Raw genomic sequence first — 14,291 nt, forward strand, 5'->3', positions numbered from 1 at the left:
TTCATTTCTCCTTTACTAATCTGCTAAGCGATCATTTGTTAAAACAAAACTTTCGGTAAAAACAGTTTGACTTTCTTCAATCAATTGATCTAAATCAATCGTATCTGACAAAGTTGCTTTCATATATAACTCAATAAATAATGGTAAATTTAGACCACTTACTACTTTGTGTTCATATTTTTGTGTCAATGCAGTTAAAACATTCGAAGGTGTTCCTCCAAATAAATCAACCAAAGCAATCGTTGGTCCCTCGATTTCAGTAAAAATTTCCTTTGTTTCTTCATAAAAATCTTCAAATGATTTTTCTGGCAATAAGGACAAAGCGTATACATTATTTGTTTCACCAATAATCATCTCTGCCGATTTAACTAATTCTTCACCAAATCTCCCGTGTGTTGCAACGATTATATTTAATCCACTCATTTTCTCTCTCCTATATTACTTTTAATTTTTCAATGACAATCTTGGTCGAAAGCTCACAGGTTCTTTGCTCTGATTCAACAGTTCTTGCCGCTATATGTGGCGTTAATAAAAATTGATCTAACGTTAATAGGGCCTCTGTTTTAGCAGGCGGTTCTTCACTGAACACATCGAAACAAGCACTTTCTATTTCCCCACTCACTAATGCCTGATACAAAGCTTGTTCATCCACAATTCCACCTCGAGCTGTATTAATTAAGCACGCAGATGGTTTCATTTTTCTAAATGCTTCCGTTGAAATCATATTTTTGGTATTATTAATTAGCGGTAGGTGTAGTGAGATATAATCGCTTGTCTCAAGCAAGTGATCTAGTTCGACTTTTTCAACGCTGTACTCGTCCAAAGTTTCCGTTGAGATTGGAAAAACATCATTTACTTGAACAGTCATTCCTACGCCTACTGCTTGTTTCGCTAAATGTTTTCCAATCGCGCCAAACCCAACAATTCCTAAGATTTTCCCTCTAATTTCAACACCCGTTGGTTTATTCCATTGATGACTTTTCACTTCTTTGATTGTTGTCCATAAATTCTTCGAAGCACAATAGATTAAACTCATTACATGTTCAGCAACAGCATTCGAGTTAGAGCCAATGGTTTTACCAATATAAATCCCTTGACTCTCAGCATACGCTACATCAATATTATCCGTCCCCACTCCAAATTTACAAATCACTTTTAAGTTGGGGCAACTATCAATAAACTCTTTATCAATTAAATCAACGCCTACAATGATTCCGTCTGCATCTTTTGCTAATTCTAAAAACGTATCAGCAGTATAAGCGAGTCCTGTATCATTGTAATGAACCTCAATTCCTAAGTGTTGCATTTTTTTAATTTGTTCTTGTCCATACGTAGCAAAACCACGTGGTGTAATTAATACTTTCATCCATTTTCACTCCTAAATAATCCCGAAAAATGTTAGTGCGATAGCAAAGACCATCGTAGCTAAGATAATATACAAATACTTAGGTCCTTTTTTAATGATAAATAAATACATCGCCATCACTAAACAAAACGGTAAAAGATTTGGCAACATTCCATCCAAAATTTCCTGTAATGAAACTTTCCCTGCATCATTAGCAAATTCAAGCACCGTCGAAAATTTCACATAAGCCGCCGATAAACAACCAATCATAAATAAGCCAACAATACTAGCTATATCGATTACTTTTTTGATTGTTCCTGATTGCAGAATATTCATGACCGAATTTTTCCCTAATGTATATCCTTTGTTGAACAAAAACCATGACCAGCCATAAGACCAAGCAAGATAAATCAAAGCAGGAATAAATGCTGCTAATACTGATCCATTTAACGCCATTGGTACGAAAATAGCTAACGGAATCGTTGCAACAATTCCTTGATCAACACTGTCGCCAATTCCAGCTAATGGACCCATTAAGCCAATTTTTAACGACTCCATCACTTCTGGTGTGATTTCTTCATTTCCCATCGCTCTTTCTTCTTCTAACGAAATAATGATTCCGTGAATCACACTTCCCCAGTCAGCATTGGTATTAAACATTTGCACATGGCGTTTCATCGCCGCTTGTAGTTCTTCTGGATCATCCTTATAAATTTTTTGCAAAATTTTATTGATTGAATAACTAAATGCTAGCGCTTGCATTCTATCGAAACTTACAGGCACTTCGACAGCTAAACACCATTTCCACCATGCTTTTAACAAATCTAAACGAGTAACTTTCTTTTCTGACACTGTACTCACTTCACTCATACATATTCCCCCTCATCAGAATTTTGTTTAAATAACGAGCTGATCATTGCAATACAAACAGCAAAAACGGCGCCTGTTAACATTGAAAAACCCATCACTGAATACATAAAGAATCCCAATACAAAAAATGGTAAATATTGTTTTTTCCCCATTACAACTAGCGTCAATGCAAAACCTAAAGCTGGCAACATCCCTCCTGCATTAGATAATCCGTTCATCAACCATTCTGGAATAACGGAAATAAAAGCTTTCACGACATTGGCACCGAAAAGTGTTGCGATAAAAACAGGTGTAAAATAGAGCACGCCATTTGTTAACCAAGGAATTAAAAAGGAAAAGGTTGATAATTGGTTGTACTTTCCTTCTTCAATAAGTTTATCCGCTCTTGTGTTATAAAAAGAGTTAAATGTTCGTCTAACGTTGTTGATTAATACCCCTAAAACGCCAAACGGAACCGCTAATGCAACCGCAGCATTAGCATCTAAATTACTTAACAAAGCGGCTGGAATCGCAATACATGCTGCTAAAGCTTGGTCACTTGGGATGTTCCCACCTGCTTCGATTCCTCCCATATAAATCAATTGAATCGTTGCTCCATATAATAAACCTTGTTGAACATCTCCAAAAACCAACCCAATAAACACACCCAAAACAACGGGTTTTCTAAATGCAAATGAGAAGAAATATTGCGCTCTCCCCATTGCAATCCAATAAATAAGACCAACTAACGCTGATTGAATAACCATAATAATCTCCTTTCCTTTTTATAATTTCGCGACAGCATTTTTTAACGTTTCTGATGGATAATCTGGTGTTGTTTGAAAATAAACATGAATTCCCTTTTGTTCTAAAGCTAATAACAAGTCAGCATCTGTTCGGTCTAATGTGATGGCATTATTTACCGCTTTTCTTCCTGGTCCCCCACCTAACCCACCAACTTGTACTTCCTCTAAAACTAAGCCATCTTGAACACATTTACTTAGTTCCTTTACACTTTTAAATAGTAGCAAGACTCTATTTTTTTCAAATTTTCCTTCACGTTGCGCTTCGATTGCAGCATCAGAAGATAGCACACTGATTTTAACGCCTTTAGGTGCCGCCATTTTAAATACATCTTGCATAAAACTATCTTTACTTAATTCGGTATCAATTGTTACAATTTCATTAATATCACACTGCTTAAGCCAACGAGTAATCACCTGTCCATGAATTAAACGAAAATCGATTCTTGTTAATGCAATCCCCATAATTTATCCCTCACTACCCATTCGATATTTTTTTATTATTTTTGAAATTTCTTTTGCATTTCCAGCAATTTCTTCCGTTGTTCCTTTTGTTAGCAATGAACCAAAACCACAAACATCGACGCCATTTTCTAACCATAAATGTAAATTTTCTAACGTGATTCCGCCACTTGCCAAAATTGGCATATCTGGAATCGGAGTTTTAAAGACTTTAACTAATCCATGACCATAGAAATCAGAAATAGGAAATGCTTTAATAAACCCTACTCCATCCGATAAAGCATCGACCGCCTCAGTTAATGAGGTACAACCAGGTGCATAAGGAATTTGATAGCGATTACATGTTTTGGCAACTTGAATATCAAAATTAGGCGCTATAATAAAATCTGCACCTTTTAAAATTGCATGTCTAGCTGTTTCTGAATCAAGTACTGTTCCAGCACCAACACATAATTTATCCCCATATTTCTTCTTTAATTGTTCGATCATTTCTCCTGCACTGCTTAAGGTATAACTCATTTCCATTACTGGGATCCCGCCTGCCATACATCCTTCAGCAATTTCGCAAGCCCTTTCAAAAGAATCCGTTCTAACGATCGCCAACGCTCCTACATCATACAAAAATTTCGTTATTGTTGCTTTCTTTATCATTCTATCTCGCCTCCTGATCCTTATTTTCACATGAATAGAAAAATAAAGATATGGTCCCCAACAACAAAAAAAATCTGCATTTTTTGTTGTTGGGGACCATTAAGAAAATGAAAATCACCAAAAACCAAAGGATTCGATAACATTTCTTATCCATTCAGTTATTAGTGATTCATAATGTTATTCTATTTTTTCTCTATCTTACAAAGTGTTTTCAATTTCAGTTTTGTAAGGTATCGAAGGTTGTGCTCCTAATCGTTGCACTGTAATTGCTGAAGCGTGTGATGCATAATTGATTGCTGCTTGTAGATTTTGATAATCTTTTCGTAAAACAGCGGCCAATGCACCAATAAATGTATCTCCAGCGGCCGTTGTATCAATAGCTGTAACTTGTTGTGCAGGTACAATTCCACTCATAGTATCTGTAAGATAGTACGCGCCTTGTTGTCCTAAAGTGATTACTACAGCATCAATACCACAGTCTTGCATTTCTTTTCCTGCTGCTTCTAATTGCTGCTGGCTATCTAGCTTGATTCCTGTAATGCTTTCTGCTTCAGTTTGATTTGGGATTAAAATATCTGTATTTTCTAACAAGGAAATAGGAATTTCTTTTATTGCTGGTGCTGGATTTAAAATCGTTTTTACGCCCGCTTTTTTCGCTATTTTAAAAGCTTCAATAATTACATCAATATTGATTTCAAATTGCGAAATTAAAAAATCACTCGTTTCAATTGTTTCGATGACTTGACGATTTTTCAAATTCACATGATTATTGGCCCCTGAATGAATAATAATGCTATTTTCACCATGATCATCTACCATCACGATGGCCGAACCCGTCCGTTCCTTCTCTAATCTATTTATTTGTGAAATATCCACACCTTCCTGAGACAACAAATCTAACAATAATTCGCCAGATTCATCATTCCCTACAGCTCCAATAAAATATGTTTCAGCGCCGCTTCGCTGCGAAGCAATGGCTTGATTGGCCCCTTTTCCACCACCACTTGTAAAAACTTCTTTTGAATGAACAGTTTCACCTGGTTTAGGCAATTCTTCCATTCTCAATACAGTATCCAAATTTATACTCCCGATTACCGCTACTCTATTCATACATTTCCCTCTCATCTCTATTCAATAAATAATTGCTGAATAGACAGTTTTCTTGCCTCCCGTTTAGTTATTGAAATACTTCATCGTATTCATCGTCAACTCTCGAAAACGTGGCAAATCTACATCAAATCCGACTAAAACATTTTTCTCTTTATTAAATATATTATCGTAATCAACAACTGTACTTCCTAATGATAACCCATTACTTGTTTCTACTTGAACATTCATTGGATAAACCGTGAATAATGTTGGATCAATGATATAAGCAACCGCACAAGGATCATGCATATGGATTCCTTCCACATGATCTTTATCTGCCCAAAAAGGAACCGTGGTTGTTAAATTGAAAAAGTCTAGTAAGTCTGCCATCGTTGTCGCTACAGGATTCCCAATTACTCTAATTTCTTTAATATCATTCTCAAATAGCTGTGCTTTAAGGGTTACATCCAGGCCAAACATTGCAATCGGCACACCTGAGTTAACAACGATACTCGCAGCTTCAGGGTCAACATAGATATTAAACTCGGCATGCGATGAATAATTGCCTCCAAAACAAGCACCGCCCATAAATGAAATCATTTCAATCTTTTCTTTCAATTCTGGATGAGACAATAGAAAAATAGCAATATTCGTTAATGGTCCCGTAGCTACCAGCGTTATTTTTTCTTCAGAATCTCTCAACATATTAGCAATCAAATCATTGGCAGGAATTGTTAAATCCGGAACTGAAGGTTCTGGTAATTCGGCACCATCCAAGCCTGTTTTTCCATGAATATTTTCTGCAATGATCAAGTCTCGAAGCAATGGTTTATTAGCCCCTTTAGCTACAGGAATCTCTTCTCTATTAGCTAATGCTAATAATTTTTTTGCATTAGCAAATGTTTTTTCAGGTTTTTGATTCCCAGCAGAAGTTGTAACTGCCAATAGTTCAATTTCATCTGATGCCAACGCCATCAATAAAGCCATTGCATCATCATGACCAGGATCACAATCCAAAATTATTTTTTTCATTCTTTGTCCGCCTCCAAATTTCATTCATTTATATATATTAACGTTTAATAGAACTTGAATATTTATAAATCATTTTTTTAGTTAGAATAAAGATAACCATTGCAGCTAAAACAATTGCACCGCCAAGCAAGAAAACATTCGAATAAGTCGAAGCTACACCTGTTTCAACACCTGTAATACTACCACCTGACATAGCGCCAGAAGACATCATGCCACCAAAAACTGCTACACCAACCGAACCAGTAATGGCTTGAACAAGATCATTAACACCTAATACACGTCCAGATTCTTGTGGCGTTACAGTAAGTGTCGCCGTATCAACAATCGGTGAATAGAAAAATGAAGTACCGAAATAATAGACACAAGGAGCAATGGCTAAAGTCATAATTTTTCCATATGGAATTGCAAACGCAATCGCTAGCAAGCCTAAGCCCATAAATAATAACGCCATTATAATTGCTGCTGAACGGCCAATTTTCTTAACAACTGGCCCACAAACAAATCCTAAAACTGCTGCTAACAAAATTGACCAAACCAACATTGTTGACACTTCAGCTGAATCAATATTAAATACATTTAAACCAATTGCATTAATCCCCGCATTTAATGTATAACTGAAGAAATATCCTACAAAAATAACGATCATTGTTGCAATAAATGCTGGATTTTTGAAAAATTCTGGTGTAATAAATGGATTTTTGGCTTTATTGATATAGATAATAAATATGATCAAAGTGACGACTGAAGAAATTGCCCAAAAAATAGTCATGTCGGTGAAAAACATAGTCATTGCACCAGCAAATGCACCTATTGAAGCAAAACCAAACCAGTCAATATTTGCTCCTTCTGCTTTATCATCAGGTAAGTTTTTTGCAAGCGAAGGAATAAAGAAAATTGAAACCAATGGTACTGCAAACAACCAACGCCAATCTATTTTGGTAATATATCCTGCTGCAACAACACCTAATGCTGCTGAAAAACGAAAGACTGCTACAAAAATCCCATAATAAATTACCCGGTCTTCTTTAGAAATATATTTTGATACTAGTACCAGAAAAACAGAACCAGCAACTTGTCCACCTGCTGATTGTAAAACACGAGCGATAACAACTGCCCAAATACTCATCGGTCCGAAGATAAATCCAATAGCTGAACCTACTACAAAAATAATGACGCCTAAAATTGTCATTTTTTTCAAAGAAACAAAATCACCTAATGAACCATAAATAACACAAACAATTCCTAAAATAATCCCTGGAATTGAAGTTATAAGAGAAGCTAAATTAGGCGTGCCCAATTGTTCCCCGATATTCACAAAAATCATTCCAAAAGCTTGTTGTTCCAAAATTCCAAAAATAAAAATCAGCAAAATCAACGGTATAGCTTTTTTGGCCATCTTATTCATTTTTTCAAATTCTTGCGTGCCTTCTTCTGGTACTGGTACACCCGTAACTTGTGATACTTCTTTTGTGTTTTCCATTTTCTTCCTCACTTTCAACTCTTTGCATTGACCGTCAATTACAATTAATTCATAAAGTATTTCATACTTTTAAATGATCAACTCTTTGATTTCGCATACTGATTGTGATAACTAAAACAATCAGCTAGTGTCCCCTATTGGCAAGCTAGCTTATCTTCTTAGTGAATGGCTAGTACTACTTCAATAAATCTGACAAATAATATCAGTCATTAATGCTTTCCTCCTCAACTATTTTTATAAATTCATCAGCATTGAATGCTAATTGATTTAAACCCATAAGTTGTCCCAATCTTGTAATAGGGGGTGGTGAAACATAGCTGCTAGCTAGTTTTTCAGTTTCTTTGAACACTAGAGCTTTTTCTCCATCTAAAATTACTTTCCCTTTTTTCATCACAATAATTCGCTCAAAATTTTCTGTTACAAATTTCATATCATGGGAAATCGTTATACATAAGATATTTTTTTTAGTTATCTCTTGAATAATAGTGCGTAAACGCTTTGTTCCTGCACAATCCTGTCCACAAGTTGGTTCATCAAAAATTATTATTTTCGGATTCATCATCAGTACAGAACCGATTGTGCAGAACTTTTTTTCTGTCGCAGTTAAATCAAACGGATGCACCGATAATTTATGTGCCAATCCCATTAATTCAGCGACCCAAGTCAATCGTTCAGTGATTTCATGCTTGGGCATTTTAAGTTGTTTAGGTCCAAATTCAAATTCTTTTTTTACTGAATCTAAAAAAAGTTGATTATCTGGATTTTGAAAAACATAACCAATCGTTTTTGCCCATTCTGCTGTTTTTCGTTTTTGAATGGCGATGTCATCAATGATTACTTCTCCGGAAGTTGGTCTTAGTAGGCCATTTAAATGTTTTACCGTTGTTGTTTTTCCTGCACCATTTTGACCAATAATTGCAACTGGATCCGTCGTATTTATTTTGAAACTAACTCCCTTTAGAACTTCTTCTCCTGATGGATAAGTATACTTTACGTCACGTAGTTCCACTAACATCAGTTTTTAGCCTCCTCATCATGTCTAATGCTTCAGCTTCAGTTAAAGCAATTGTCTCATTGCTATACCCATGTTCTTGTAAAGCGTAACTTAATTTTACAAAATTAGGTAAATCAATTTGATATTTCTTAGCATTTTCTTGTGTAAACAATTGTCTTGGCGTACCAATTGCCCCTACTTTACCTTCATTCAAGATCAAGATTCGATCGGCGTATTTAGCTACTCGTTCCATGTCGTGATCAACCATAATAACGGTGACACCTTGAGCATTCAATCTTTTTATAATGCTCATTAGTTTTTCACTCCCAATAGGATCGAGCTGTGTTGTACATTCATCTAAAACTAAAATTTTCGGAAATAAGATATACGTTGAACCAAAAGCCACTCGTTGCACTTGCCCACCAGAAAGTTCTAATGGATCTTTATTTAGAAAATCCGTTAAAGCGACTTGTTCTGCAACAATATCAATTTTTCTTATCATTTCTTCTCTCGAAATACCGCGATTTCCTAACCCGTATGCTAATTCTTCAGCTACAGTTTCAGTGGTATAAGATAATTGGTTAAAAGGATTTTGAAAGACTAAGCCAATGACCGTCGATAATTCACCAATGGTCGACTCATCCACATTATTTCCTTGAATTTTTATACTTCCTGATTTTGCTCCTACAAAAAAATGCGGAATCAGTCCAACTAATGCATTACAAAGCGTTGATTTACCAGCAGAGTTGGGGCCAATAATAAAGAAAAATTCGCCTTCTTCAACCGTAAAACTAATGTGATCCAAACTCCGTTCTTTACTTTGGTTGTAGCGGTAAGATAAATCTGACACTTCAATTATTGGTTTCATATTTTTCACCTACTTTATTCAATATTTAACTGATAAATAAAACGAATAGAATAACACTAATTAATAAAGTTATTAATATAATTCTGACAATTAAATCAACATATGAATAATTGATTACATTTAATGTCGTAGGTTTGACTCCCACTAATCCGAATCCTCTCGTTTCCAGAGTCATCCCCCGTTCTTGTGCATCCGTGAATGAACTTAAAACCACCGGACCAATAAGTGGTAGGATCGTCTTAACTCGATGAATAATAGAGCCACTCATATCAACCCCTCGCGCTTCTTGTGCCTCCTTAATGATTTTCATTCGACGATTCATCTGAGGAACTACATTTAAACTTGCTAAAACTAAATAGCCCCATTTAGTATTAACTCCACTAGCCACCAATGCTGCGACAAGATCAGAAGTTGGCGTTGTTTCATTCATTAGAAAAAAGGCCCCCATAAAAACCAACACTGTACTGACTAATTTAAGTGCATAAAGAGTCCCTTCTGTACCAAGCTGTGCAAAACCTAAATCAAACAAAATTGTCTTATTTTTCGGACTATAAAACCCTTGAATAAAAACAAGCATTAATGTTAATGGGATACCGAAACTTATAATTAGTTTAAAAAAAGCAGGAAAAAGCTTAATAATAATAGCAAGTATACATAAAAAGAATAGTAGACTAAGTCCTAGCCAAGGTTTCGGGAAAATCAGAGTCATAATACCAAAAATAAAGACTGCTAATAATTTAGTTAATGGATTCAATTTCCAGATAACTTGAGATAGTTGTTGCATTTTTCCCCCTCCTTCTTACAATTATTAAACATTCGTAGAGTCTAAAGGTGCATATTGAGCAGCAAATTTCTTAGGAATCTTTTTATAAAGTGAGTAAGCAATAAAAAAAACAATTCCTTTATCAACTAAATTTTCAATCATTGACGTTGAAAAAACAGAAAAAATAATTTCTTTTGTTGCTGCGATCAAAGCTGCGGTTGCTAACGAACTTGTATTAACACCCGTCGCACCACCATATACAAATATCGTTATCAAAGAAGCACTGATTGTATTCATCAATGTACAGGATAACCAAATAAGACTTGCACCCCATATATTTTTAAATAGACCCATTTTAACCAGATAGCCGGTAAGCAATCCACAAAGAATACTCACAACTGAGTAAGGTAAATAAATTGGATTAGCAACAATCGTCAAAAATATATTTGTAATTAATCCACAAAGAGCTGCAACCCAAGGACCAGATAAACAAGCAATCAAAATTGTCCCAATCATATCTAAAAATAAAGGTAATTTAAGCGTCGAACATAACGTTCCACCAATTAAATTAATACCGACCGCAATTGGAATAAGTACTAGAGACTTCGTTGTTAATTGTTTAGCAAAAAAAAGTTTCAACGATTTTTTTTTCATATGATCTCTCCCATTTTAAGTGAATTGTAGATAATCACTTCTAAAGAAAATGTTTTCGGAAAATACTTTCTTAACTTAATTAAAATTTAACACCATTTGAAAGCGTTGTCAATCTTTTTCTGTATTTTTTTAATAACAATTTGACGATAGTTCCTGCAATAGATTATCATTAAGTCAAGATAACTTATGAATTTAAAGGAGGTTTGAAATGAATATTAAAGATATAGCAAAATTAGCGGGTGTTTCTGTATCAACAGTCTCGAAAATAGTGAATAAAAAAGATGAGACGATTAGTCAAGAAACGCGTGAACGAGTCTTAAAAATTGTTAAGGAATACAATTATTCACCCTATTCTTCCAAAATCGCTTCACCTAAAAGATCTTGGGTGCTTGGCATCTTATTAAATTCTGCTATTACTTTAGATTCAACATTAGATGGGATTTTAAAAGAAGCACAAAATAATGGTTATAGTACATTAGTATTCAATAACTATAGTGATCCTGAACAAGAACTTAAAAACATTACAAAATTGTGCACTTCAAATATTGACGGCATTATTTGGGAACCTGTAGACAAAGAGAGTTTATCTTATAAATATTTACTTGAGGAACTGAATGTCCCGCTTCAAACAGTAGGAATCAATGGTGGAGACAATGCCCTTCTTTTACCTTATGAAAAAGCGGCTAATAAAATGACGAATACCTTGATTCAAAAAGGGCATACGACTATTGCCTGTCTCGTTTCCGATAATAAACAGATGAATACCTTTATCACAGGTTATAAAAAAGCCTTATTTAATCAACAATTAAAATTAGATGATACGTTAGTTTTTCAAGAAATAACGAATGATTTGTTGCGTTTGATCAAGAATCAGAAAATATCAGGAATTATCATTTCACACTATCTTCAAGCAATGGAATTATATGCGTTAATAAATCATTCTACTATCCGAATTCCAGATAATTTTTCAATTATTTCGATACAAAATGATGATGATGCCGCCATATTATCAAGTTCTAGAATAAAAATTTCTTCTTTGATTATTAAAAATGTTGATTTTGGAAAGTTCATTTGTACAGAAATCATTAATCTTATTGAGGGACAACAATCTAAAACGAATTTTTTAAGCGATACTTTAGAAATTGATCATTTTGCGACAATTAGCAAGCCTTATGATCTACATTCACTTAAAGTAACGGTTGTAGGCAGCATCAACATTGATACTTATTTAAATACACCAGAAATTCCTAAAGAAGGAAAAACAATTATTCTCTCAAACGTTTCAAATCTTCCAGGTGGAAAAGGACTTAATCAAGCGGTAGGCGTAGCTAAACTTGGTCAACGTGTCAAATTGATTGGAAAAATCGGTGTCGATACAGATAGCGATCGGATTTATAAGGAATTAGAAGTTCGTGGTATCAGTACATCTGGATTAATTCAATCTGATTCTAGTCATACAGGTCGTGCTTATATTTTTGTGCAAGCGGATGGCGAATCTATGATTTCCATATTACCTGGAGCAAATAGCGAACTTTCTGCAAAAGATTTAGAAAAACAAAAAGAACGTTTCCGTGATACAGCTTATTGCTTATTACAAACTGAAATTCCACTTGATGCGATTGAAAAAGCTTGTGATTTAGCCCATCATTATCAAGCAAAAACAATTTTAAAACCTGCGATCAATCAAAAAATCCCTAAACGAATCATGCAAAAAATTGATTACTTGATTCCAAACGAAGATGCCTTGAATAGTATTGCTGAAAAAGGGGATTCCTTAGAAGAAAAAACAGATTGGTTACTTGAGCAAGGCGTTGGTGTAGTAATTGTTACGTTGGGAGCAAAAGGGAGTTATTTAAAAACTAGAACGACAAACAAATATTTTCGCGCTTCTGATTTTCCAGTTATTGATAGCACTGGAGCTGGAGATGCATTTATTAGTGCCTTAACAGCTTATTTAATGTATGGTTACCCAATTGAAAAAGCCATAGAAATTGCTACTTATGCAGCTGGATTTTCAATTTCTAGAGACGGTGTCGTTACCTCATTAATAGATAAACAAACATTAGACTCTTATATTGCAAGAATTAATTTAGAAACATAACTTTACTTACTCTAATTATAAAACAAAAAATATTAGAACAAGACTTAAGATTATAACGAAATTTGTATTCCCTAGAAATAAAAAAGTAAGAAGATAGAACAAAAGTAAAAATCACTTTTGTTCTATCTTCTAAATCAGAAATCGAATCATTTTGACCTATTAATCGCTTCAAAATTTCACTAAATATTTTTATTCTAGCGAATCAAGTCAACGGTTGGATTGTGTAAAATTTGATAAACTTGTTCTCGTGTGGTCAATGGAACATCTCCATGAATCGTATGGGCTAACACTGCATTAGCTAAAGCAAATTCAACCGTTTCTGCTAAAGACCATTTTTCTGCATATCCTAGTAAAATACCTGCTGCATAAGCATCGCCAGCACCAATTCGATCTAAAATTTTTAAGTTATACATTTTTGTTTGAAAGCTTTCTGTTTGTGTAATCAAATAACCGCTAATTTTTTTGTTATCTATCGTGGTCTCCCTTTGTGTACCAGCAAACCATTCGATATCATATTTTTTCAAGAACTTTTGAATCAGCATAATATTTTTATCATCGTCATTCGTTGGTTCTTCTTGTAGCAATTCAATCAAATCTCGACTAGAACCAAAAATAATCGAACAATACGGTAAAATTTTTTCATAAAGTGATCTCAGCTGTTGTTTCTTCTTTGGTTCTTGATTCAAACTTGGGCGAAAATTAAAATCAAAACAAACTTTCTTATTGTTTTCGTAAGCTCTTTTTGCCAATTCTAGTGCGGCTTCAGCTGTCCTATCAGTCAAACTTAAAGAAATACCACAAATATGAATTAAATCAACTTGTCTAAGAAAACCAGTTAGATCATAATCTAAAATTTTGGATAGACCAAAAGAGCTATTCGTTCGATTTTGATACGTGACTTGTGTCGGCCGCACACCAAACCCCACTTCAGCAAAATATGTGCCTAAATGATCATGCTGTTTCCTAATCATTTTTGTATTGATTCCCAGTGATTGAAGCTTACTAAGAGCCGCTTCGCCAAGACGATTGTTAGGCAAGGCTGTTAACAAAAAACTTTCAAATCCAAAATGTGCTAAATTGCTTAATAAATTAACGCCGGTTCCAGTGAATGACATTCGTAAAGTATTGGTCTGTTCTAATAATAATTGTTCTGGTGGCGTTAAACGTAACATGACCTCTCCAAAAGCACCTATTTTCATC

Annotated in this window: 15 protein-coding genes; 1 reads left to right on the forward strand and 14 read right to left on the reverse strand. The window is 34.5% G+C overall.

Annotated features, from left to right (window positions below; translation table 11 throughout):
* Nucleotides 1-15 precede the first annotated feature (15 nt).
* From ACYSNW_RS10570 to ACYSNW_RS10630, 13 genes are all read right to left on the reverse strand, one after another.
* Entirely contained in the window at nt 16-423 is a 408-nt protein-coding gene (locus tag ACYSNW_RS10570) for a PTS sugar transporter subunit IIA (RefSeq protein ID WP_461744465.1), read from the reverse strand.
* 10 nt (nt 424-433) lie between these two features.
* The gene (locus ACYSNW_RS10575; RefSeq protein WP_461744466.1) at nt 434-1,366 is read right to left on the reverse strand and encodes a phosphoglycerate dehydrogenase; all 933 of its coding nucleotides are present in this window, start codon (nt 1,364-1,366) and stop codon (nt 434-436) included.
* 12 nt (nt 1,367-1,378) lie between these two features.
* Nucleotides 1,379-2,215, reverse strand: a complete 837-nt coding sequence (locus ACYSNW_RS10580) for a PTS system mannose/fructose/sorbose family transporter subunit IID (protein WP_461744467.1) — start codon at nt 2,213-2,215, stop codon at nt 1,379-1,381.
* Nucleotides 2,212-2,961 carry a PTS mannose/fructose/sorbose/N-acetylgalactosamine transporter subunit IIC gene (locus ACYSNW_RS10585; protein ID WP_461744468.1) on the reverse strand — a complete coding sequence of 250 codons (750 nt, stop codon included), beginning with the start codon at nt 2,959-2,961 and terminating at the stop codon, nt 2,212-2,214. The genes ACYSNW_RS10580 and ACYSNW_RS10585 overlap by 4 nt, the downstream gene beginning before the upstream one ends.
* Before the next feature lie 18 nt (nt 2,962-2,979).
* Nucleotides 2,980-3,462, reverse strand: coding sequence for a PTS system mannose/fructose/N-acetylgalactosamine-transporter subunit IIB (locus tag ACYSNW_RS10590; protein WP_461744469.1), 483 nt, complete (start codon nt 3,460-3,462; stop codon nt 2,980-2,982).
* A gap of 3 nt (nt 3,463-3,465) precedes the next feature.
* Complete coding sequence (locus tag ACYSNW_RS10595; RefSeq protein WP_461744630.1) at nt 3,466-4,107, reverse strand: beta/alpha barrel domain-containing protein; 642 nt, start codon at nt 4,105-4,107, stop codon at nt 3,466-3,468.
* A gap of 201 nt (nt 4,108-4,308) precedes the next feature.
* Nucleotides 4,309-5,220, reverse strand: coding sequence for a ribokinase (gene rbsK, locus ACYSNW_RS10600; protein WP_461744470.1), 912 nt, complete (start codon nt 5,218-5,220; stop codon nt 4,309-4,311).
* Between the two features lie 63 nt (nt 5,221-5,283).
* Entirely contained in the window at nt 5,284-6,231 is a 948-nt protein-coding gene (locus tag ACYSNW_RS10605) for a nucleoside hydrolase (RefSeq protein WP_461744471.1), read from the reverse strand.
* 37 nt (nt 6,232-6,268) lie between these two features.
* Nucleotides 6,269-7,711 (reverse strand): MFS transporter, encoded by a 1,443-nt coding sequence (locus ACYSNW_RS10610; protein ID WP_461744472.1) that lies wholly within the window; start codon nt 7,709-7,711, stop codon nt 6,269-6,271.
* Nucleotides 7,712-7,913: 202 nt separating this feature from the next.
* Entirely contained in the window at nt 7,914-8,726 is an 813-nt protein-coding gene (locus ACYSNW_RS10615; protein WP_461744473.1) for an energy-coupling factor ABC transporter ATP-binding protein, read from the reverse strand.
* A complete protein-coding gene (locus tag ACYSNW_RS10620) occupies nt 8,707-9,573 on the reverse strand; it encodes an energy-coupling factor ABC transporter ATP-binding protein (protein WP_461744474.1) in 867 nt (288 codons plus the stop codon). The genes ACYSNW_RS10615 and ACYSNW_RS10620 overlap by 20 nt, the downstream gene beginning before the upstream one ends.
* Before the next feature lie 25 nt (nt 9,574-9,598).
* Nucleotides 9,599-10,357 carry an energy-coupling factor transporter transmembrane component T gene (locus ACYSNW_RS10625; protein ID WP_461744475.1) on the reverse strand — a complete coding sequence of 253 codons (759 nt, stop codon included), beginning with the start codon at nt 10,355-10,357 and terminating at the stop codon, nt 9,599-9,601.
* A gap of 24 nt (nt 10,358-10,381) precedes the next feature.
* Nucleotides 10,382-10,990 (reverse strand): ECF transporter S component, encoded by a 609-nt coding sequence (locus ACYSNW_RS10630; RefSeq protein WP_461744476.1) that lies wholly within the window; start codon nt 10,988-10,990, stop codon nt 10,382-10,384.
* A gap of 208 nt (nt 10,991-11,198) precedes the next feature.
* Here ACYSNW_RS10630 and ACYSNW_RS10635 point away from each other — a divergent pair, with 208 nt between their 5' ends.
* The gene (locus ACYSNW_RS10635; protein ID WP_461744477.1) at nt 11,199-13,091 is read left to right on the forward strand and encodes a PfkB family carbohydrate kinase; all 1,893 of its coding nucleotides are present in this window, start codon (nt 11,199-11,201) and stop codon (nt 13,089-13,091) included.
* Between the two features lie 194 nt (nt 13,092-13,285).
* On the opposite strand, the gene ACYSNW_RS10640 is transcribed toward ACYSNW_RS10635, so the two are convergent.
* Nucleotides 13,286-14,290: a sugar kinase gene (locus ACYSNW_RS10640; protein WP_461744478.1), complete on the reverse strand. Its 1,005-nt coding sequence runs from the start codon at nt 14,288-14,290 to the stop codon at nt 13,286-13,288.
* Between the last annotated feature and the right edge of the window lies 1 nt (nt 14,291).

This window comes from Enterococcus sp. LJL99 (genome assembly GCF_054871725.1).